17 protein-coding genes, 3 tRNA genes and 1 other RNA gene are annotated in these 21,464 nt (G+C 48.5%); 13 read left to right on the top strand and 8 right to left on the bottom strand.

All coding sequences use genetic code 11. The features are described 5' to 3' along the window. Positions 1–24: 24 nt before the first annotated feature. The 3 genes from WKJ03_RS02645 to WKJ03_RS02635 form a co-directional block, all read right to left on the bottom strand. Positions 25–100: transfer RNA gene (locus WKJ03_RS02645), tRNA-Val, on the bottom strand. Between the two features lie 133 nt (positions 101–233). Next, positions 234–309, bottom strand: a tRNA-Val gene (locus tag WKJ03_RS02640). Positions 310–442: 133 nt separating this feature from the next. Next, positions 443–518, bottom strand: a tRNA-Val gene (locus WKJ03_RS02635). A 181-nt stretch (positions 519–699) separates the two neighbouring features. Here WKJ03_RS02635 and gltX point away from each other — a divergent pair. Together gltX and WKJ03_RS02625 are read left to right on the top strand one after the other, a co-directional pair. Continuing rightward, positions 700–2,115, top strand: coding sequence for a glutamate--tRNA ligase (gene gltX, locus WKJ03_RS02630; RefSeq protein WP_337840597.1), 1,416 nt, complete (start codon positions 700–702; stop codon positions 2,113–2,115). A gap of 86 nt (positions 2,116–2,201) precedes the next feature. Further along, a complete protein-coding gene (locus WKJ03_RS02625) occupies positions 2,202–2,966 on the top strand; it encodes a DUF481 domain-containing protein (RefSeq protein ID WP_337840596.1) in 765 nt (254 codons plus the stop codon). 48 nt (positions 2,967–3,014) lie between these two features. On the opposite strand, the gene serA is transcribed toward WKJ03_RS02625, so the two are convergent. From serA to WKJ03_RS02600, 5 genes are all read right to left on the bottom strand, one after another. Beyond that, positions 3,015–4,241 (bottom strand): phosphoglycerate dehydrogenase, encoded by a 1,227-nt coding sequence (gene serA, locus WKJ03_RS02620; protein WP_337840595.1) that lies wholly within the window; start codon positions 4,239–4,241, stop codon positions 3,015–3,017. A 29-nt stretch (positions 4,242–4,270) separates the two neighbouring features. Further along, positions 4,271–4,927, bottom strand: coding sequence for a ribose-5-phosphate isomerase RpiA (rpiA, locus tag WKJ03_RS02615; RefSeq protein WP_337840594.1), 657 nt, complete (start codon positions 4,925–4,927; stop codon positions 4,271–4,273). Positions 4,928–5,037: 110 nt separating this feature from the next. Continuing rightward, positions 5,038–5,625, bottom strand: coding sequence for a 5-formyltetrahydrofolate cyclo-ligase (locus tag WKJ03_RS02610; protein WP_337840593.1), 588 nt, complete (start codon positions 5,623–5,625; stop codon positions 5,038–5,040). A gap of 67 nt (positions 5,626–5,692) precedes the next feature. Continuing rightward, positions 5,693–5,876, bottom strand: a non-coding RNA gene (ssrS, locus tag WKJ03_RS02605) — 6S RNA. 100 nt (positions 5,877–5,976) lie between these two features. Next, a complete protein-coding gene (locus WKJ03_RS02600) occupies positions 5,977–6,294 on the bottom strand; it encodes a cell division protein ZapA (protein ID WP_337840592.1) in 318 nt (105 codons plus the stop codon). 101 nt (positions 6,295–6,395) lie between these two features. On the opposite strand from WKJ03_RS02600, the gene WKJ03_RS02595 reads away from it, so the two are divergent. The 11 genes from WKJ03_RS02595 (at position 6,396) to WKJ03_RS02545 (ending at position 21,356) form a co-directional block, all read left to right on the top strand. Further along, a complete protein-coding gene (locus WKJ03_RS02595; RefSeq protein WP_337840591.1) occupies positions 6,396–6,977 on the top strand; it encodes a UPF0149 family protein in 582 nt (193 codons plus the stop codon). A gap of 1 nt (position 6,978) precedes the next feature. Next, positions 6,979–8,286 carry a Xaa-Pro aminopeptidase gene (gene pepP, locus WKJ03_RS02590; protein WP_337840590.1) on the top strand — a complete coding sequence of 436 codons (1,308 nt, stop codon included), beginning with the start codon at positions 6,979–6,981 and terminating at the stop codon, positions 8,284–8,286. Between the two features lie 26 nt (positions 8,287–8,312). Further along, a complete protein-coding gene (gene ubiH / locus WKJ03_RS02585) occupies positions 8,313–9,581 on the top strand; it encodes a 2-octaprenyl-6-methoxyphenyl hydroxylase (RefSeq protein ID WP_337840589.1) in 1,269 nt (422 codons plus the stop codon). 1 nt (position 9,582) lies between these two features. Beyond that, positions 9,583–10,797: an FAD-dependent monooxygenase gene (locus WKJ03_RS02580; RefSeq protein ID WP_337840588.1), complete on the top strand. Its 1,215-nt coding sequence runs from the start codon at positions 9,583–9,585 to the stop codon at positions 10,795–10,797. Between the two features lie 258 nt (positions 10,798–11,055). Further along, a complete protein-coding gene (gcvT, locus tag WKJ03_RS02575) occupies positions 11,056–12,135 on the top strand; it encodes a glycine cleavage system aminomethyltransferase GcvT (RefSeq protein ID WP_337840896.1) in 1,080 nt (359 codons plus the stop codon). A 142-nt stretch (positions 12,136–12,277) separates the two neighbouring features. Continuing rightward, positions 12,278–12,667 carry a glycine cleavage system protein GcvH gene (gene gcvH, locus WKJ03_RS02570; protein WP_337840587.1) on the top strand — a complete coding sequence of 130 codons (390 nt, stop codon included), beginning with the start codon at positions 12,278–12,280 and terminating at the stop codon, positions 12,665–12,667. A 331-nt stretch (positions 12,668–12,998) separates the two neighbouring features. After that, positions 12,999–15,890 carry an aminomethyl-transferring glycine dehydrogenase gene (gene gcvP, locus WKJ03_RS02565; protein WP_337840586.1) on the top strand — a complete coding sequence of 964 codons (2,892 nt, stop codon included), beginning with the start codon at positions 12,999–13,001 and terminating at the stop codon, positions 15,888–15,890. A 467-nt stretch (positions 15,891–16,357) separates the two neighbouring features. Next, positions 16,358–17,605 carry an AAA family ATPase gene (locus WKJ03_RS02560; protein WP_337840585.1) on the top strand — a complete coding sequence of 416 codons (1,248 nt, stop codon included), beginning with the start codon at positions 16,358–16,360 and terminating at the stop codon, positions 17,603–17,605. Then, the gene (locus tag WKJ03_RS02555) at positions 17,602–18,543 is read left to right on the top strand and encodes a hypothetical protein (protein WP_337840584.1); all 942 of its coding nucleotides are present in this window, start codon (positions 17,602–17,604) and stop codon (positions 18,541–18,543) included. The genes WKJ03_RS02560 and WKJ03_RS02555 overlap by 4 nt, the downstream gene beginning before the upstream one ends. Positions 18,544–18,551: 8 nt before the next feature. After that, entirely contained in the window at positions 18,552–20,048 is a 1,497-nt protein-coding gene (locus WKJ03_RS02550; RefSeq protein ID WP_337840583.1) for a DUF262 domain-containing protein, read from the top strand. A 297-nt stretch (positions 20,049–20,345) separates the two neighbouring features. Continuing rightward, positions 20,346–21,356: an ImmA/IrrE family metallo-endopeptidase gene (locus WKJ03_RS02545; protein WP_337840582.1), complete on the top strand. Its 1,011-nt coding sequence runs from the start codon at positions 20,346–20,348 to the stop codon at positions 21,354–21,356. Positions 21,357–21,464 lie beyond the last annotated feature (108 nt).

The following is a 21,464-nucleotide window of genomic DNA, read 5'->3' as shown; positions in this document are numbered from 1 at the left end:
ACCTTACACTATCACAACAAATTATGGTGGATGGTACTGGGTTCGAACCAGTGACCCCCGCCTTGTAAGGGCGGTGCTCTCCCGGCTGAGCTAACCATCCGGTCTGGGTACTGCAGTAAACAATGTGTCAAACAGAGTTTGATGGTGGATGCTACTGGGTTTAATCAGTGTCACCCGTGTTGTCACAGAGAGCGGGCGGTGCTTCACCGACCTTACACTATCACAACAAATTATGGTGGATGGTACTGGGTTCGAACCAGTGACCCCCGCCTTGTAAGGGCGGTGCTCTCCCGGCTGAGCTAACCATCCGGTCTGGGTACTGCAGTAAACAATGTGTCAAACAGAGTTTGATGGTGGATGCTACTGGGTTTAATCAGTGTCACCCGTGTTGTCACAGAGAGCGGGCGGTGCTTCACCGACCTTACACTATCACAACAAATTATGGTGGATGGTACTGGGTTCGAACCAGTGACCCCCGCCTTGTAAGGGCGGTGCTCTCCCGGCTGAGCTAACCATCCGGCGTAACGTTCGGCGGTCATTATAGGGGGCGGACTTTTTGTGTCAACACTATTTTCGGTTTGCGTATTCGTCTGCTGTAAAAGTAACCGCTTTATTGCCGTTAGTGCGAGTATCGGCCGTGCATTCAACGGTTAACGGCGCTACAATAGCGGCCGATTTTTTGGCCCTGATGGATTTATTATGTCGATTGTTACTCGCTTTGCGCCAAGCCCTACAGGTTATCTGCACGTTGGTGGCGCCAGAACGGCGTTATACAGCTGGTTATATGCCCGCAAAACCGGCGGCAAGTTTATTCTGCGTATTGAAGATACAGATTTAGAGCGTTCCACCCAGGAGTCTGTGGATGCCATTATGGAAGGCATGCACTGGCTGGACCTGGATTACGATGAAGGCCCGTATTTTCAGACTCAAAGGTTTGACCTGTATAAAGAAGTCGTAGCGCAGCTGCTGGCTGAAGGCAAGGCTTATAAGTGCTTCTGTACCGTAGAAGAAGTCGACAAAATGCGTGAAGAGCAGATGGCTGCGGGCTTGAAGCCGAAGTACAACGGCATGTGGCGCGACCGCACCGATCATCCGGAAAACACCCCTTATGTGATCCGCTTTAAAAACCCGTTGGACGGCGTGGTGGTGATCGACGATTTAATTAAAGGCCGCATTGAAATTGCCAATGCAGAGCTGGATGACCTGATCATCGCCCGCAGTGACGGCACGCCCACTTACAACCTGACTGTGGTGGTGGACGACTGGAAAATGGGCATCACCCATGTGATCCGTGGTGACGACCATGTCAACAACACACCACGCCAGATGAATATTCTGGCCGCCTTAGGTGCTGAGATTCCTAAATATGCCCATGTGCCAATGATTCTGGGTGATGACGGTAAACGTCTGTCCAAACGTCATGGCGCTGTGGGGGTTATGCAATACCGTGACAATGGTTTCCTGCCAGAGGCGCTGCTGAACTACCTGGTGCGTTTAGGCTGGTCCCACGGCGATCAGGAAATTTTCAGCAAAGCTGAATTGGTGGAGCTGTTTGATTTAGCCAACTGTAACCGGGCGCCATCGGCTTTTAACACCGACAAACTGGTGTGGCTGAACCAGCACTATATGAAAACGCTGGAGCCGTCTTATGTGGCTAAACACCTGGCATGGCATGTGGCCGAACAGAAGCTGGATACCAGCCATGGTCCGGCGCTGGCTGAGCTGGTGAAAGTGCAGGCGGAGCGGGTAAAAACTTTAAAGGAAATGGTGGAAGTCAGTCGCTATTTCTATGAAGACTTTGCCGAATTCGACGAAGCTGCAGCGAAAAAGCATTTACGCCCCGTGGCCGCAGAGCCTTTGGCTGCTGTAAAAAGCAAACTGGCTGAATTAACCGACTGGACAGCCGAAGCCGTGCATGGCGCTATTAACGCGGCGGCTGAAAGCCTGGGTTTAGGTATGGGCAAAGTGGGCATGCCACTGCGTGTCGCTGTCACCGGCGGCGGCAACTCGCCATCGCTGGATGTCACGCTGACGCTGATTGGCAAAGCCCGTTGTCTGGCCCGCATCGAGATGGCGTTGGAGTATATCCAAAACCGGGCTGCTGACGCGGAGTAATTCGCTTCAGCATGGCCAGAAAAGCCAGGCTCCGCCTGGTTTTTCTTTATCCGAACCATGAATTAAACAAGAAAGGTAAAGTTGTTATGCGTGCTGTTGTCGCATCTTTATTACTGTTATCCGCCAGTAGCCTGGCACAACAAGCAGAAGTCGGTTTTGCTGACACTGAAATTAAACCCTGGTCTGGCGATGTGGAGGTGGGGGTTGCTTTAAGCCGTGGTAACACCGAGTCCACAGCGGTGCGCAGCAACGCTGAACTGAATCAGGAGTTGGAACGTTTTCGTAACAAGTACTTTATTCAGACGCTGTTTCAGCGCAATAGCACCGAAGACTCTGTGACTGGTGAAAAAAACGATTACACCACAGGCCAGCGCATTGGCCTGACCGGCCAGAGCAACTACAAGTTCTGGCAATCTGACAGCAGTCTGTTCGGCCGGGCACATTACCTGAATGACCGTTTTGGTGCCTTCCGGGAGCAAATGTCGGTGGCAGCCGGTTATGCCAACCGTCTGTATTCTGAAGGTGAAAACTACCTGGATTTTGAAACCGGTCCCGGTATGGCCTATGACAGACCTTCGGAAGGTGAAAGCAATTCAGGTTTAATCTGGTACGCAGCGGCGAACTTTGAATACCATTTCTCCGCCACCAGTAAATTTAAGCAGACGCTGGAATACAACGTGTCACTGGATGGTCACAACACCAGTTATGTCAGCCGCAGTGCCATTACCGCGCAAATTAATAACCAGCTGGCGTTACGCTTAAGTGTGAATATCAAATACGATTCAGATGTAGCAGCAGACAAGAAAAGTACGGACAGCGAAACCGCAGCTACAGTGGTGTACTCGTTTTAACGGGTCTAAAAATGAATGGGGTCAGAGTACTACTCTGACCCCAAATTTTTAGTGCAGCACGCGGGCACGCAAGGTGCCTGGAATGGCTTTTAACTCGTTCAGCGCCAGCTCGTGGTCTTCTGAATCCACATCAATCACCACATAACCAATTTCGGCGTTGGTTTGCAGGTACTGACCTGAAATGTTGATGCCATGTTTGGCAAAAGCTTCGTTGATTTTGCCAAGTACGCCGGGTTGGTTTTTGTGAATATGCAGCAGGCGTGAGCGACCTTTGTGCTCTGGCAGCGACACTTCCGGGAAGTTGACGGCAGACAGGGTCGAACCATTGTCGCTGTACTTCACCAGTTTGCCGGCCACTTCAAAACCAATGTTTTCCTGCGCTTCCTGAGTGGAGCCCCCGATGTGTGGGGTCAGGATCACATTGTCGAATTCACGCAGTGGCGAAATAAACTCTTCGTCATTGCTGGTTGGCTCTTCCGGAAATACGTCAATAGCCGCACCGGCCAGCTTGTTGGTTTTGAGGGCGGACGCCAGGGCGTCAATGTCCACCACTGTGCCGCGTGAGGCGTTAATTAAAATGGCACCTGGTTTCATCAGGTCCAGTTCGGCTTCGCCGATCATATTTTTGGTGGAGGCCGTTTCAGGCACATGCAGGGTGACCACGTCGGACGTTTTCAGCAGACTGCCTAAATCCACCTGAGTGGCGTTACCCAGCACCAGTTTGTCTTCAATATCATAAAACTGCACCCGCATACCAATGTTTTCCGCCATGATCGACAGCTGAGTACCTATATGACCATAACCGATAATACCCAGAGTTTTACCACGGGCTTCAAAGGACTGAGTGGCAGTCTTCTGCCACTGCCCACGGTGAGCGGCGGCGTTGCGGGCCGGAATGCCACGCAGCAGCATAATCAGCTGGCCTAACACCAGTTCGGCTACAGAACGGGTATTGGAAAATGGTGCGTTAAATACAGCTATGCCGCGGGCCATGGCCGCATCCAGATTGACCTGGTTGGTGCCAATACAAAAACAGCCGATAGCCGTTAGTTTCGTTGCTGCATCCAGCACTTTTTCATTGAGCTGAGTACGGGAGCGAATACCAATAAAATGCACGTCGCGGATTTTTTCAATCAGCTCATCTTCCTCCAACGAGGTTTTCAGGTATTCGATATTGGTGTAACCCTGCTTTTTAAAGGTCTGTACCGCACTTTGGTGCAGGCCTTCGAGCAGCAGAATTTTGATCTTGTCCTTTGGCAACGAAAACTTAGTCATTGTTACTTCACTCTTGTTAATTGCAAAAATCAGTTCAGCACCAAAGTGCCTTGTGGGGTTCCCACCAGCACCAGGTTGGCTGCGCGGCGGGCAAAAATGCCGTTAGTGACCACGCCGACCAGGTTGTTTATTTGTTGTTCTAAGACTTCTGGCTCTGTAATCGACAGGCCATGCACATCGAGAATAATGTTACCGTTGTCGGTAACAACGCCTTCACGCCATACCGGGTTGCCGCCCAGTTTCACCAGCTCGCGGGCCACATAAGCGCGCGCCATTGGAATCACTTCCACCGGCAGCGGGAATTTACCCAGTACGTCCACCTGTTTGCTCTGGTCGACGATGCAGATAAATTGCTCTGCCACCGCAGCGACAATTTTCTCCCGGGTCAGGGCCGCGCCACCGCCTTTAATCATATGGTTGCGGGGGTTAATTTCGTCGGCGCCGTCCACATAGACGCTAAAACTTTCCACCTCGTTCAGGTCCAGCACCTTAATGCCCAATGCCTGCATTTTTTCCGTGGACGCCACTGAAGAGGACACAGCGCCCAGGATCTCATCTTTGATGGTTGCTAAGGCGTCAATAAAGTGGTTGACGGTCGAGCCGGTGCCGACACCGACGATGGTATTGCGGGGCACATAATCCAATGCGGTCCATGCCGCATTTTTTTTCAGTTGATCCTGGGTCATCAGAGGGTCCAAAAGCGTTTAGCCATACAGATGGATATTACCCTGAAAGCAGGGGGGCGAAAAAGGTCTTTGCTAAAAAAGAAAGCAGGCCACTCTGACCAGCGCCGCGCTTAGTCAAATTGCCAGAGGCGGTCAGGGGTGGCGATAAAACGCAGCGGCTGGTCCCAGGCTTCAACCGGCACCTGCTCTACCTGCTGGCATTGATGTGCCAGGCCCATCAGCACAGGCCTTGTCCGGTCTGAAGGTAACTGCGATAAAGTCCGGTCATAAAAGCCACCGCCCATCCCCAGGCGGTGGCCTTGCGCATCAAAAGCCACCAGCGGGGTTAAAACCAAGTCCAGCTGCTGCACAGGGAAAATCTGGCTGCAATTGAGCGCCGGTTCGCCAATACCAAATTTGTTGAGGGTGAGGGGCGTATCCGGGGTAAATTGCTGAAACAGCAAATAGCCGGGCACCAGCGGGTGCAACAGGGGTAAATACAGGTTTTTGCCACGGGCCCATAAGGCCGTGATCAGGGGCTGAGTGGAAATTTCGCCGTCATTGGTCAGGTAAAGCGCAATATGCTGGCAAGACGCAAGTTCTGGCCAGTGCAGCAGTCGGATGGTCAGCTCATTCGCGGCCTGCTGCTGCTCGGCATCCGACAAAGCGCGGCGCCGTTGACGGGTCAGGGTTCGTAATTCAGCACGGCTGGATGACATAAAAAGCTAACCACAACACAGAATGCACAGAGCTTAAAACAAAGAGGGAATAAACAAAAGCAGAGGGTCGTTCTCCAAGTTGCCGTGTCAGGTGATAGCCCTTGAACCCAAGGTTCAAGGCGGGAGTCCAATGGTCGCCTCAGGCTTCTCAGTACGGGCTGAGCTTGCACACTAGCAACACAGAAGAGCCCCTGGTTAAAAAGAATATCGGCTCAGGGACGTCAACCCAATCACAAACAACTCAGAGAACGCCCCAAGTATAACACCGGCTCCGGGGCTGTTCAGCCCCGAATTTCATTTTTAGCGTTTAGTTGCGTAGTTTTGCCGCAAGTTGGTGTTTTTATTCACAACTTAGTTGGAATCGACAGCCGCTTTGGTTTTTAAATCCACCAGCTCATTGCATAAATTCAGCGCGATCATCAAGAGCACATCTTCATTCATATGCACACCGGGTTTGTATTTGGTGCTGGCCACCCTGGTTTCCAGTTCGGTAATAGCAGCCTGCAGGCGCTGCTCTTCGCCAACAGGGCACGCCACTTTCAGCACCCGGCCCAATACCGAAATGGTCAGTTGTTTGGGTTTGTCTGTTTTGCTTTTGACGGCGACAGGTTTTTTCACCACGGCGTCAGCCGGAGGTGGGGGAACAGGACGAAATTTACGAAGTTGCATAGTTACCGCCTGGGCCTGCGAGTTGGGCGCCATCTGTTGGCGGGCTTGACGCACAGATGGTAGGATACACGCCTTGAAAAGTCGCTGTGGCCGAAAAATTTATGGATCCGAATGCCTTACGCTCGTACGACTACTGGACCAGCCTGCTGGATCAATCTTACCTGATGGCGTCTGCCGCCGAAGTTCATGGCTTAATTGCCGGTTTGCTGTCTGCCGGTGTCAATGCCGAAGCAGCGCAGATCTTACCAGTTCTGTATGACTTCTTAAATGACGGACAAGCCTTATCTAATGAAGCAAAAACAGAAATTTCTGAATTAATAACGCAAACGTCTGCATCTTTGGCACAAACCGACTATTCCTTTGCGTTATTACTGCCGTCCGACGACGATTCGTTGCCGGAGCGGCTGGAAGCCATGGTGGAATGGGCGCAGTCTTTTCTGGTCGGGTTTGCCATTCAGCAAAATGATTTGTCACTCTGTTCAGAAGACGTGCGCGACGCCGTGCAGCAACTGACCGAAATCACCCATATCGACCCTTTTGCGCTGGATGACAGCAGTAGCGAAGACAACGAAGAATCCTATTTCCTGGTGCTGGAGCATATCCGTTTACTGGTGCTGACCTGTTTTAATGAAGTGGGTCAGAAGTTTGCCAAAGCCGAAGTTCAGAACAAGACCCTGCATTGAGATGAATACAACGATTTACCAACAGCGCCGTGACGCGCTGCTCGCGCAGATGCCGGTCAACTCAGTCGCCTTAATTCCGTCTGCCGAAGAGCTGACCCGCAGCCGGGATACCGAATTTCCGTTTCGTCAGGACAGCGACCTGAATTACCTGACTGGTTTTCCCGAACCTGAAAGCTTATTGATCTTAAGCAAAGCGCAGAACGGCGAAAGCAGGCATCTTTTGCTCTGTCGCGCCAAAGACCCATTGGCAGAGGTCTGGCAGGGCCGTCGTTTTGGGCCTGAAGCGGCCAAAACCCGCTTTGGCCTGGAGACCGCCTGCATTGACCAGCTGGACAGCCTGCTGCTTGACGCACTGAATAAAAAGCAAACACTGGTGTATGCCGAAGGCACCTATGCTGCTTTTGATACCAAAGTGGCTGAGACGCTGAAAACTTTAAGGCTTTACCCCAAGCGTGGTTATCTGGCGCCCACAGTGCAGCAGGACTTACGGCCGTTAATCGCAGAGCTGCGTTTGTTTAAAGACGAGGCTGAGCAAGAGCTGATGCGAAAAGCCGGTTCTGTCAGTGCGCTGGGTCATCGCAGAGCCATGCGTTTTGCCAAAGCGGGGGTTTATGAATACCAGCTCGAAGCGGAAATTGTGCATGAATTTGCCATGCACGGTGCGCGCCGGGTTGGGTATAACACCATAGTGGGCGGTGGCGAAAACGGCTGCATTTTGCATTACACCGACAATAACGACGTACTCAAAGACGGCGATTTGGTGCTGATAGATGCAGGGGCTGACTACCAGGGCTATACAGGCGATATTACGCGGACTTTTCCGGTCAATGGTCACTTCAGTGCCGAACAAGCGGCGCTGTATCAGGTGGTGTTGAATGCCCAGTACGCCGCCTGCGCCGCAGTCAAACCAGGCAACAGCATGAACGACGCAGTGGCGGCGGCGCAGCTGGAGCTGACCAAAGGCCTGGTTGAGCTGGGTATTTTGCAGGGGGAGCTGGAGCAGTTGCTGCAAGACAACGCCTGTAAACAGTATTTTATTCATGGTTTGGGCCACTGGCTGGGGCTGGACGTGCATGATGTGGGCGCTTATCAGAAAGACGGCGCGGCACGGCCTTTTGAACCCGGCATGGTGCTGACCATTGAACCCGGCCTCTATATTCCGTCTGGCTCAGCCTGCGACGCTAAATGGTGGGGCCTGGCGGTACGGATTGAAGACAATTTACTGGTCACCGCCACAGGGCATGACAACCTGACTGCGGCCGTGCCAAAAGAGATTGCCGAAATAGAAGCGCTGATGGCCGCCCGGTAAGCGGGCCCAGCACAAGCGAGGATGCGTTGACAGAGCCTTTTGATATTCTGATTTCAGGTGGCGGTATGGCCGGGGCCATGCTGGCACACCAGTTATTGCAGCGAGGCAGCCTGAAGGTGGCGGTGGTGGAGCAACAGGCTGACGCCAGTCCATCCAAAAGCAGTTTCGACAGCCGCAGCATTGCGTTATCTGAAGGCAGCATTGGCCTGTTAAAAAACTGGGGGCTCTGGCCTCTGCTGGCGTCTTACGCCAGCCCTATTAAAACCATCACAGTGTCTGACCAGGGCCACTTCGGTAAAACCTACCTGCAAAGCAGCGACTACCAACTGGATGCGCTGGGGCAGGTGATTGAGGTGGAGCATATTGGCGCTGTGTTGCACCAAAGGCTGCAACCCTTTGAAGCTCAAGGCCGTCTGGTTTGGTTCAGGCCGGATGCCATCAGTGCCATTACGCCTTCACTGGACTTGCAGCAGGTGCAGCTGAAATCAGGCCTTAGTGTCAGCTGCCGTTTGCTGGTGATTGCCGAAGGCGGCGCTTCACCCAGCCGTGAGCTGGCCGGTTTTGCGCTGCAAAGCGATGACTATGGCCAGACGGCGCTGATCGCCAATATTGGTCTGCAAGGCCCGCATCAGGGCAAAGCTTTTGAACGTTTTACCCCAACAGGCCCGCTGGCCTTATTGCCTCTGACTCAGCAGCGTTATTCGCTGGTCTGGACTTTAGCGCCAGAACGGGCAGCCCAACTGATGCAGCTGAATGAGGCTGACTTTCTGGCGGAGCTGCAAAAAGAGGGCGGTTACCGTGCCGGTGTGTTTCAAAAAGCCGGCGCGCGGGCTTTGTACCCGCTGGTACTGCGCCGCGCCAGCGAAGCAGCACGGCATCGCGTCGTACTTTTGGGCAATTCTTTGCATAACTTACACCCCATTGCCGGTCAGGGCTTTAACCTGGCGCTGCGCGATATTTACTCCTTAGTGCTGCTAGTGCAACGGATGCAGGCAACGCAGGCAAAGTCATTCCAGCTGGGGGACTACGCCTTTACCCGCGCTTATCAGCAGTTGCGTGAACCGGATATGCAGCAATTGATTTTGTACACAGACGCCTTGGTGCGGCTGTTTTCCAACTCGTCCCGCCTGATAGCGTTTGGCCGTAATTTAGGCCTCAGCGGGCTGAATAACTGCAGCGCACTGAAATCACAGCTGGCGCATTTTGCCATGGGGTTGACGCCTTTGCGGCACATCGAGCAACGCCTGCAGCAACTTGGATTGGCAGCGCCAGTGCGCCAGAGTGAAGGAGCTTAAGATGCTGGATTTGGATATCGCTATTGTCGGTGCCGGTAGCGCAGGTCTGACGCTGGCGCTGCTGTTAAGCGAGCTGCCGCTGAAAATTGCGCTGCTGGATAAAGGTGAGGCGCCACAGATTGGTGCCGCGCCCAGCCTGCAGCGCGTCAGTGCGCTAAACCAGGCGTCGCGCCGGGTGCTTGAGCAACTGGGGGCCTGGCAACAGCTGTCCAGCAAAGCTGGTTTTCAGAAGATGGAAGTCTGGGAAGCGGACAGCTTCGCCCGTATCGCTTTTGACGCCGCTGAACAGCAAGTGGACGCTCTGGGGTATCTGGTTGACAACCAGGAACTGCGACAGAGCCTTTACCAGCAGCTGGCCGACAAAACCAATGTGCGCTGCCTGTTTCACTGCCAGATTGACAGCATCAGTGCCGGTGACGAGCAAACCTTGCTCAGCCTGAAGGGGCAGGGCCCGCTGTTATGTAAATTGTTGGTGGCGGCCGACGGTGCCAACTCCTTTGTGCGTCAGCAGCTGAACATGCCCATTGCGTTCTGGGATTACGACCATCAGGCGCTGGTGTGCCAAATCCGCAGCACAGAACCGCATGGCCAGTGCGCACGCCAGGTGTTTTTAAAGGACGGCCCGCTGGCCTTATTACCGCTGGCCGACCCGCATCTGCTGTCTATTGTCTGGAGTGTGCCGCCAGAGCAGGCCGCTGAGCTGCTGGCGCTGAGTGAAGCGGACTTTAATAAAGCACTGACGGTGGCCAGTGGCCATGCGCTTGGCTTATTAAGCCGCGCCAGCGCACTCAGTGCGCATCCGCTGAAAATGCGTTATGCCAGCGAGTGGCTGCTGAATAAAGTGGTGCTGGTGGCCGACGCGGCACACACCATTCATCCGCTGGCAGGTCAGGGCATGAATTTAGGTTTAATGGACGTTGTCGCATTAGCAGAGCTAATCTCAGAACAGTTGGGTGCCCGCCAGCCGCTGCACGAAGAGCGTTTATTGCGCCGCTATGAACGTTGGCGCAAGGCTGAAGCGCAGACACTGATTGTTGCTATGGAGGCCTTTAAACGTGGTTTTGGCAGCAGCAACCCCGCATTAAAACTGGTGCGAGGCCTGGGAATGCGGCTGGTCGATAAGGCGGGACCACTAAAGAAAAGTATTATGGCTGCCGCGCTTGGCAATAGCGGCGACTTACCTAAGCGCGCCCGACCAGACTATACAGCTGGCTGACCTCGCCGCAACAGTCTTCAGGTCTGTGGCTTGTTCGCATTAATAAATCTAATGAACTGGGGGCTGTTGGCCCCTTGGGCCATCGGTTATAATCAGGGGCATCCTGATTTGCAACTTCAGTTATATACAGACAAATGTGTTGAACTGATCACTGCAATCTAACTTTTTCAATGGCGTCAGCCTGCTGTGTAAACCACGCTGGTTGATACCTTACCTCTGCCGCGCCGTACGCAGCATACAACAATGGAAAAAGTACCGATGGCCCAACAAACCGTATTATTCGCCAAGCACCTCGAAGCTGGCGCCAAGATGGTGGACTTCCACGGCTGGGATATGCCGTTGAACTATGGTTCACAAATCGAAGAACACCACGCTGTGCGCCAGGACGCTGGTATGTTCGACGTGTCGCACATGACTATCGTTGACCTGAAAGGGCCAAACACCCGCAACTTCCTGCGTTATTTACTCGCCAACGACGTCAACAAACTGACTGTACCAGGCAAAGCCTTATACAGCGGCATGTTAAACGAAGCCGGTGGCGTGATTGACGACTTGATTGTGTACTTCCTGACGGAAGACTTCTTCCGCTTGGTGGTGAACTCGGCCACCCGCGAAAAAGACCTGGCGTGGATCAATGCACAGGCCAAAGCCTTTGACGTCACTGTGACCGAACGCCCTGAGTTTGCCATGATCGCCGTGCAAGGCCCGAATGCCAAAGCCAAAGTCGCCACCTTACTCACTGAAGAGCAACAAGCCGCTGTGGCGGGTATGAAGCCATTTTTTGGTGTGCAGGCCGGTTCTCTGTTTATTGCGACTACTGGCTACACAGGCGAAGACGGTTACGAAATTTCTTTACCAAACGAAGAAGCCGCTGATTTCTGGCAAAAACTGCTGGACGCCGGGGTAAAACCAGCAGGTTTAGGCGCCCGTGACACGCTGCGTTTAGAAGCAGGTATGAACCTGTACGGCCAGGATATGGACGAAAGCGTCTCTCCGCTGGCCGCCAATATGGGCTGGACCATTGCGTGGGAGCCAAGCGACCGTCACTTTATTGGCCGTGCGGCGCTGGAACAACAAAAAGCGGCAGGCACTGACAAACTGGTTGGCCTGGTGATGGAAGCCAAAGGCGTATTACGTCATGGCCAGAAAGTGGTGACAGCGGCCGGTGAAGGTGTGATTACCTCCGGTACTTTCTCTCCCACTTTAGGTTTCAGTATCGCCATGGCCCGCGTACCCGCTGCGACTGCTGACAGTGCAGAAGTGGATATTCGCGGTAAACTGGTGCCGGTCAAAGTGGTCAAACCGAACTTTGTCCGTATGGGTAAAAAAGTTATTTAATGGTGGGGCGGGCGCTGGCTGAAAAATAATCAGTCTTGCCTGCAAAACCCGCCTTGCGGCAACCCCAAGCCTTGGCTATGGTGGTTGCCGAGCCAACACACTGGCGCCGATAACAACAGCTTCAAGGTCTGAGGAACAAAAGATGAGCTCTATTCCAACTAATTTAAAATATGTTTCATCACACGAGTGGGTACGCGACGAAGGTAACGGCGTATACACAGTGGGTATTACTGAACACGCCCAGGACTTATTGGGTGACATGGTGTTTGTTGAATTACCAGAAGTTGGCGAAACAGTGACCAAAGGCGACGACGTGGCTGTCGCTGAATCGGTTAAAGCGGCTTCCGACATTTATGCACCTCTGTCTGGTGAAATCGTTGAAGCCAACGACGCACTGAACGACGCACCAGAGCTGGTAAACAGCGCGCCATTCGGCGACGGCTGGATGTTCAAAATCAAAATTTCTGACGAAAGCGAACTGGCCAGCCTGTTAGACGCCGCTGGTTACCAGGCCGTGATCGACGCCGAATAAGTCGTCTTTAAACCCCGTGGCAACACGGGTTTTTTTATTTACCGGCCAACCGGCGATTATTTGTGTAGGGGCGGGTTTTAACCCGCCCGACACAAGCAGATTGCAGGCATATAGGTGGCAAGGGCGCAGCAAGCTACGCCCCTACGGTGAAATAAAAAATCGGTTATCTGAACGGGGCGGTTATGCCCGTTCAAAAAACGAACATGGTGTGTAGGGGCGGGTTTTAACCCGCCCGCATCCACCGAAAGATGTAGGGGCGGTAAACCCACCCAAACATGACGCCCACTGCGGGCAACAACAGATGTTATAAACGCTTTAGGAACTTCAAGGCATGACCACTTCAGCTGTGAAAACCCTGTCGCAACTTGCGAACCACCAGGAATTTATACAACGCCATATAGGCCCGGACGCTAACGAAACAGCAGCTATGCTGGCTGAATTAGGCGTAAGCAGCATGGAAGAGCTGATCGCACAAACTGTGCCTGCTTCCATTCGCCTGCCAAAGCCATTGGCAACTGGTGAAGCCACAACTGAAGCGGACGCTCTGGCGTACTTAAAAGCTGCTGCGAACAAAAACAAAATGTTCAAAAGCTACATTGGTATGGGCTACCACCCAACACTGACACCAAACGTAATTTTACGTAACGTGTTAGAAAACCCGGGCTGGTACACCGCCTACACCCCATACCAGCCGGAAATTGCTCAGGGCCGTTTAGAAGCTCTGCTGAACTTCCAACAAATTTCTTTAGATTTAACCGGTATGGAGCTGGCATCGGCTTCATTACTGGACGAAGCCACTGCAGCTGCTGAAGCTATGGCGCTGGCTAAACGTGTAGCGAAAAGCAAAGCCAACACCTACTTCATCGCTGACGACGTGCACCCACAAACTATTGACGTAGTGCGCACCCGTGCGGAAATGTTTGGTTTTGACGTGATCATCGGCAAAGCCACTGATGCTGTGAACCACGACGTATTTGGTGCTTTATTACAGTACCCTTCAACGACTGGTGAAGTGCGTAACGACAGCGGCCTGATTGCAGCGCTGCAGGCGAAAAAAGCCGTAGTTGCAGTAGCAGCCGACATGATGAGCTTACTGTTATTAAAATCGCCAGGCGAATTAGGCGCAGACGTTGTATTAGGTTCAGCCCAGCGTTTTGGTGTGCCTATGGCTTTTGGTGGCCCACACTCAGCGTTTTTCGCCACCCGTGACGATTACAAACGTTCTATGCCAGGCCGTATCATAGGTGTGTCGAAAGACCGTCGTGGTAATCAGGCTTTGCGTATGGCGATGCAAACCCGTGAGCAGCATATCCGTCGTGAGAAAGCCAACTCCAACATCTGTACTGCACAGGTGTTACTGGCAAACATGGCGTCTTTCTTCGCTGTGTACCACGGCCCAGAAGGCCTGAAAAACATCGCTGAACGTATTCACCGTTCTGCTGACGTATTTGCAGCTGGCCTGCAAGCCAAAGGCGTGTCTTTAGTACACAACACCTGGTTCGATACTGTGACCTTCAAAGTAGCTGACCGTGCCGCTGTTGTAGCACGCGCTATCGCCGCTGAAGTGAACTTACGTACTGATATCGCCGATAGCTTAAGCGTAAGCTTTAACGAACTGACTTCAGCTTCTGACATAGCTCAGCTGTTTGATATCGTATTAGGCGCTGGTCATGGCTTAGACGTAACTAAGCTGGACGCTGACATAGTTGCTAAAGGCTCCAACTCTATTCCTGCTGACTTGGTTCGTACGTCCAAGTATTTAACGCACCCGGTCTTTAACCAGTACCACAGTGAAACTGAAATGCTGCGTTATATCAAAAAGCTGGAAAACAAAGACTTAGCACTGAACCACTCAATGATTTCTTTAGGTTCGTGCACCATGAAGTTAAACGCCACAGCCGAAATGATCCCTGTGACCTGGCCAGAATTTGGTTCACTGCACCCCTTCGTGCCACGTGACCAGGCTGAAGGTTACTACGACATGATTGGTGAGCTGGCCAACTGGTTAGTTGATATCACAGGCTACGACGCTGTGTCTATGCAGCCCAACTCAGGCGCTCAGGGCGAATACGCCGGTATGATCGCTATTCGTAAATACCACGAAAGCCGCGGCGATTCACACCGTAACGTCTGTTTAATTCCTGTGTCTGCTCATGGTACTAACCCTGCAACAGCTGCTATGGCCTGCTTTGAAGTAGTACTGGTGGACTGCGACAAGAGCGGTAACATCGACATGGCTGACTTAAAAGCCAAAGCTGAAGCCGTATCCGACAAGTTAGCCGCCATTATGGTGACTTACCCTTCGACCCACGGTGTGTTTGAAGAGTCTATCCGCGAGTTGTGTGACATCATCCACGCCCACGGTGGCCAGGTGTATATGGATGGCGCCAACATGAACGCTCAGGTAGGTATTACTTCTCCTGGCTTCATCGGTGCTGACGTATCGCATTTAAACCTGCACAAAACCTTCTGTATTCCTCACGGCGGTGGCGGCCCGGGCATGGGTCCAATTGGCGTGAAAAAACAATTGGCTCCGTTTATGCCAAACCACGCTGTTGTGAAAATTGAAGGCACTGGCGCAAACAACGGCGCAGTATCTGCTGCTCCATTTGGTAGCGCAGGCATTCTGCCAATCAGCTGGATGTACATCAAAATGATGGGCGGCGAAGGTTTACGTCAGGCCACTGAAATGGCGATTTTAAACGCCAACTACATGGCGAAAAAACTGGGCGAACACTTCCCGGTACTGTACGTAGGCACCAACGGCCGCGTAGCGCACGAATGTATTATCGACATGCGTCCATTAAAAGAAAAAACCGGCGTCACCGAAATGGATATCGCCAAACGTTTAATGGACTACGGTTTCCACGCCCCAACTATGTCATTCCCGGTAGCCGGCACGCTGATGATCGAGCCTACTGAGTCTGAAAGCAAAGTAGAGCTGGACAAATTTATCACCGCCATGACTTCTATCCGCAATGAAATTGCCAAAGTAGAAGCAGGGGAGTGGACTGCAGACAACAACCCGCTGCACTTCGCCCCTCATACGATGGAAGATATTTTCGACCCAAGCTGGGACCGCCCATACGAGCGTCAGTACGCTGCATTCCCTGCACAGTACGTGGCAGAAAACAAATTCTGGCCAACAGTCACCCGTATCGACGACGTATACGGCGACCGCAACCTGATGTGTGCTTGCCCTAGTCCGGAAGATTATAGGTAATTGAAATTTTTGAGCTAAGGCTTTGAAATTGATTAGAAAACCCGCTTTTAGGCGGGTTTTTTATTACCTGGGAATGATCATTTGTAGGAGCAGGTTTTAATCGGCCTGCTTTCTCAATGAGCTGCTGAATGACTGATAAATTTAATTGTAGAGGTTTAGCTATGAACGCAGTTAACCAATACTGTCGGGTTTAGCTGGTTGGAGATGGTGGATGGGTAGTGATTTATTTACTTTGAAACCTGCGCTTTGAAGCGGTATTTTGTGTTGGGATATCATAGCGTTTTATATCGCATTTTTTTAACTAAAAACTCTGTAGAAGGATTAGTACTAATCCTGAGTAAAGTCGAAGTATGTGTGTTTTGTCAATTCATTTAGCTACATGGCACACTGTTAGTGTTTGAAAAACAGGTGGACTAGAGATATGCTTCTTCGCTGATAGGGAATTCATTTGGTTTATAGGATAAAACATGAAAATTGAAAGAGTCTACGCAAATAACTACAAAGGATTTAAAAAAGTTGATCTCAATCTCCGAAAGATTAACATCTTTCTTGGGAAAAATGGCGCTGGTAAGAGTTCGATTTTAAGATTAGTTGCTCTGATTATAGATGGTATTGCGTCCGGTTCTAAGTTTGGCATGTTTGCACCTCAAGGGTTGAATCTCGCAGGGAAATTCTCTGAACTTGTGCATAAGGGCTTAGAGACTTCCATTGTAACCTTGGGGGCTGAATTCTATATCACAGAATCAAAATATCTATATGAAATTCAGTTAATGTATTCAACTGAATTAAGAATAGTTGTAGTGAATAGTTTCATTTTTTCTTCTAATGGTGTGAAGATCGTAGACGTAAAGTATGGTGGAATTGAAAATAAAAAAATAAAATATACATTCTTTGGTAACGAAAATGAAATATTTTTTGATGGTTTCTTCATTAGATATGAAAATGTCGATTACATATCGGAAGAGAATAAAAGAATACTAGATTTTTTTATTCAGGAAGTTGCTCTAATTAATGGTAATTTCAACTATTTAGGTCCATTTCGAGACTTGCCACTAAGGGTTTACCCACACAGATTAGAGACTTATCGAAATGTAGGAGTGGGAGGTCAACATGCGCCATATATTTTTTATGATGCATATAGAGCGTTTGATTCATTAATCATCAGTGAAATTGAAAAATGGATGAACATGAATTTGGGGGGGAAACAGATTTCTTGCCGCGATAGCGAAAATGGTTTCTCAATAACAGTCAAATCTAATTCTGGCAATATTAATATATGTGATGAGGGGGTAGGTTATTCTCAACTATTTCCTGTAATTCTTTGTCACTTCAAAAGTGCTTTAGAGGGCGGTGCTGGAATTAATATAATAGAACAGCCGGAGATACATCTACATCCAAGTGTGGCAGGAGTAGTTGCAGACTTATTATTGTATAAGGGTGATGAAAACAATACTATATCTATTATTGAAACGCACTCTAAAGAGGTGATTCTCAGGTTTAGGAGAAGAGTTGCAGAAAGTCAAGATAAATCATTGTCTGAATCTATCAATATTATTTATGTTGGTACTGACGAGCTCAGTGGGGATGACTCGCTTCGGACTAGATATATAAGAATCAATAATGATGGAACAACAGATTGGTGGCCTACAGGAATTTTCGAAGAAAGCTTTGAAGAAGTGATGGCTATTCACGATGCAAACCATGGTAGACAATGATGGTTATATTGCTTTCAAATTGTATTTTTAAAGACATTGGCTTAGTAAAAAGAATCATCGATATGATTTTTGAATGTTCACCTAGGCACACTATATCTTCAGATCAAATTAGAAAAATTCTATCTATTGAGGGATTAGATTCTGAATATAAAGAAAAATGCAAAGTAATTTTAGAAAAGGAAACAAATTTCCTTATTTTTAAAAATAAAATAGAAGTTGTAAGTGGCTCTCCTAGCGTGGGGCAAGTCTCATTTGATAATTTAAATGAAAAAATATTCCTTAATAAATCAATTGTTATCGTAGAAAATAGCATTAATGACGTAAGGTTTTTAAAGTATATTTTAAGTGTTTGCGGAAAACAAAAGATAATTGAAAAAATTGACATATATTGGGAGGTCTCCAGTAATGGTGGTTGCGGACAGATCCCTGGGTTAACTGAACTTAAAGCTAATATAGTAGGTTCAAATAGAGTATTTGTGTTACATGATTCAGATCGTTTATATCCTCAACAAAATTTATCTAAAACGCATACAAATATAGTGCACATGTGCAGGCAAGTGAATGTCGCTTATCACACGCTGAAAAAAAGAGAACCAGAGAACTATATATTAGATAAAGTTCTACATTCCGTATTCCCCATGGATGAAAAATATAAAGAAGCTTGGTCATCTCTGACCAATGCTCAAAAGAGTCATTATGATTACAAGATAGGTTTTAGAAGTAAAAGCGCTTCTGATGAAGTTTATGATGGCCTTTTCAACTCGTTATCAGATAGTCAGAAGACTATTTTAAAGAATGGTTTTGGAGAAGACATTTCAGAGCTCGCATTTTCTAGTGACCTTATAACCGAAATAACAGAATCTGATATCGATAACCACTGTGGTTCAATGATGTCCGAATTCAAAAAAATAGCTGAAAGTATAGAACTTTTACTGTGAGGTGTGACATGTCGCAAAGAACTACGGTTAACCCAGAAGTCCATTTTTTAGATGATGTCGTAAATAATATTGTCACTGGGCGTTATACTATACCCGCATTTCAGCGAAAATATGTTTGGCAGAAGAGTAATATAATTGACTTATTCGACAGTATATATAAAGGTTTTCCTATAGGTGCCGTTTTACTTTGGAAAACTGCTTTAAAAATAACGAAATCAATAGACAATCAGCTCCCTAAAAATGATATTGAAGGTCTTTTTGTTCTTGATGGGCAGCAGCGATTAACGACATTATATAAATGCTTAATAAATAGAGATTTTGGACTGTTGTGGGACTTGAAGTTTGATTTAGATAAGTCGATCTTCTTCTATGAGGATGATGTTGATTCAATGCCGGATAACTTTTTCTCAGTAAAGATGGCGCTACAAACGTCTGACTTTTTAAAAGAGTCTAGTAGAATATATGAAAAAACTAAATCTGATGAGTATGTAGAGAAGTGTCAATTTTTCGCAAACTTGGTAAGAAAGTATAAAATATCTGTGATAAATCTTGAAGGCGGTGGAATTGACGACGCAATAGAGATTTTTACTAGGTTAAATCGAACTGGTATTCAAATAAAACCCGTCGATATTATACGTGCACTTAACTATAGTAATGATAATCTGAGTAGCTTTGAAAAGGCGTATGATAAGTTTCTAGAAGTTAATGAAGATTTTAATTTCTTTTCTAATAGTAAAGATGCATATGTTGAAGAACGTTCAGATTACTCTGATATATTCCTTAAAATTATTAGGATTTCATTGGGTTTTCCTCTTTATTCTGAAGACGATACAATGAAATTATCAGATAGTATTAAATCAGATAATTTTGAACGTAGCATAGATAATATTCTCAATGCATACAAAAAAACACTGGAGTTTCTTATAGAAAATAAATTTTATCGTTATGAACAGCTTCCATACGTTAACTTGATATACATGATTTTTGTTGGGTTCTATGGCTCATTGGTTGATAATCGATTTATTAATAAGTACGATCTGATATATAATTTGTTTGCTAGCTCGGTATCAGGTTTGCCAAATGTAAGTCCTTCTGGAACGGAAAAGATACTCCTTTATTTTAAAAATGGTTTTGATAAATCGTTATTGACTAAAAAAATGAAACAGTTGTTGGAGACGGATTATTTTAAGGATTTCTGCGATAAAATAGAAGAAGGTAGTTTCAACTCACAATCTGCTCATGGTAAGGTGCTGTATAACATAGTATTGAAGCATTGTATTGATAGTGACTATGTACGTATTGACAAGCTGTGTTATCCACCTATGAATGTGTCTAAGGATAAGAGTATAAGAAATAGGCTCGGTAATAAGAGGTTCTTTGCAGATGAACTTTCCGAAGTTGATTCAGGAATATACTCCGCGAATTTAGCTAGTTTAGAGTCCAGGGAGCGCGATTTATCAACATTATCTAAATGTTTTTTTGATTCAATAAGACTTGCAATCTAGTTCTGAGTCTGAATCAATTAGGCTGGTGTCTTTAAACTGTACTAGATATAGTTAGGGATGCTAGCCAATTTTCCTTTAATTTATGTTAATGCAGTTACTAAACATACTTTTTGTCTAAAAGAACATGTGTTGAAGACTACTTGCTATTTAATTTCCTAAAACTGATGCACGTGCTGACTAATGTGATGCTAAAGATCTTGGATAGCCTTGAGAGCTTTGCTATCTAAGCACTTTTACCACTTTCCCGAAAAACCTACTAAGCTTAACTGATTGTTTTTTGTACCAAAGGTAACAGTTATGCTTGCATCAAAAGATCAGATCAAAGCCGACAGGCTGCGAATGAATAACCCTTATGCTCATTTGGATGAGGAAGGCGGCTTGAGCGCTTTACTGCCAGAGTCGCGCTTGGGTTCGGGCCATAATCCCTATGCCAGTTTAAATAATGGCGATAATTCAGATGAAGTTTGGCCTGTGTTGGATATGTCGGCTCAACCTGACGCTGTTGTATCAAAGCCAGCAGCTGAAGCTATTCACCCATTACAGCGTGGGCATCAGAACCCTTATGCATTGATTCAGCAGGATGAACAACCGCCTGTTTTGATTTTTCCGGATATGCCAGCAGATCAGCAAGGGCATATTGCCTTGCAACAAGTTGCCAAAGCTGCCCGTCAGTTGGCGCATTCAACCTACATTGAACGCGATAGCTTATGGCCTGAAGGTGTGCCAGATGAACCGGTACAGTTACTGAACCCGGAAAAAGCGTTTTATTTATTGGGTTACGCCTACCACGAAGTAGATACCTTGGGCGAAATAGAACCTGGTGTTGATGTGGCCGGTATTATCGATAAAGACAAAAAAGAAGTGTTTATATCCAGGCGTTACCCAGTTGCGGTGCGTAACTTTACCGCTGCTCATGAGCTTGGCCATGCCATTATGCATCAACAGTCTGGCCTGCATCGTGACAAGCCTATTGATGGCAGTGCAGGAGGCCAAAGAGACTCTATCGAAAAAGAAGCCGACTATTTTGCCGCCTGTTTTTTAATGCCGGAAAAACTGGTACGAGCCATTTTTGCCCAGCGTTTTCCTGATGAAGTGTTAAACCATGAGGTGTTGCGTGACTTGCTCAATCGTAAGAGCGACAAGAAAACAGAAAAGCAGTTAAAAACCACACGTGGTTTGGCGCGTGCATTGGCTGGTTTGGATAGCATTAACGGCCATGCGGTGCCGTCTTTGGCTGAGTACTTTAAAGTCTCGGTGGAGGCTATGGCGATTCGGCTGGAGCAGTTGGGGTTGGTGCCGGAGTATTGAGCAGTAGTTGTGGGTCTGGATTTATCCAATCTCAGAGGCTTTCTTACCGTACTGTCTATTTCAGAAAAATCCCTGTGCCAAAAATTAAGGTATCAGCCGTGCGCCTTG

Source organism: Rheinheimera sp. (assembly GCF_037442525.1).
Taxonomy (GTDB): Bacteria; Pseudomonadota; Gammaproteobacteria; order Enterobacterales; family Alteromonadaceae; genus Pararheinheimera.
Note: the sequence above shows the minus strand (reverse complement) of the source record. Positions and strands in the feature narration are given on the sequence as shown.

Coding starts and splice junctions, on each gene's coding strand:
- gltX (WP_337840597.1), top strand. CDS start 700: ATGTCGATTGTTACTCGCTTTGCGCCAAGCCCTACAGGTTATCTGCAC.
- WKJ03_RS02625 (WP_337840596.1), top strand. CDS start 2,202: ATGCGTGCTGTTGTCGCATCTTTATTACTGTTATCCGCCAGTAGCCTG.
- serA (WP_337840595.1), bottom strand. CDS start 4,241: ATGACTAAGTTTTCGTTGCCAAAGGACAAGATCAAAATTCTGCTGCTC.
- rpiA (WP_337840594.1), bottom strand. CDS start 4,927: ATGACCCAGGATCAACTGAAAAAAAATGCGGCATGGACCGCATTGGAT.
- WKJ03_RS02610 (WP_337840593.1), bottom strand. CDS start 5,625: ATGTCATCCAGCCGTGCTGAATTACGAACCCTGACCCGTCAACGGCGC.
- WKJ03_RS02600 (WP_337840592.1), bottom strand. CDS start 6,294: ATGCAACTTCGTAAATTTCGTCCTGTTCCCCCACCTCCGGCTGACGCC.
- WKJ03_RS02595 (WP_337840591.1), top strand. CDS start 6,396: ATGGATCCGAATGCCTTACGCTCGTACGACTACTGGACCAGCCTGCTG.
- pepP (WP_337840590.1), top strand. CDS start 6,979: ATGAATACAACGATTTACCAACAGCGCCGTGACGCGCTGCTCGCGCAG.
- WKJ03_RS02580 (WP_337840588.1), top strand. CDS start 9,583: ATGCTGGATTTGGATATCGCTATTGTCGGTGCCGGTAGCGCAGGTCTG.
- gcvT (WP_337840896.1), top strand. CDS start 11,056: ATGGCCCAACAAACCGTATTATTCGCCAAGCACCTCGAAGCTGGCGCC.
- gcvH (WP_337840587.1), top strand. CDS start 12,278: ATGAGCTCTATTCCAACTAATTTAAAATATGTTTCATCACACGAGTGG.
- gcvP (WP_337840586.1), top strand. CDS start 12,999: ATGACCACTTCAGCTGTGAAAACCCTGTCGCAACTTGCGAACCACCAG.
- WKJ03_RS02560 (WP_337840585.1), top strand. CDS start 16,358: ATGAAAATTGAAAGAGTCTACGCAAATAACTACAAAGGATTTAAAAAA.
- WKJ03_RS02555 (WP_337840584.1), top strand. CDS start 17,602: ATGATGGTTATATTGCTTTCAAATTGTATTTTTAAAGACATTGGCTTA.
- WKJ03_RS02550 (WP_337840583.1), top strand. CDS start 18,552: ATGTCGCAAAGAACTACGGTTAACCCAGAAGTCCATTTTTTAGATGAT.
- WKJ03_RS02545 (WP_337840582.1), top strand. CDS start 20,346: ATGCTTGCATCAAAAGATCAGATCAAAGCCGACAGGCTGCGAATGAAT.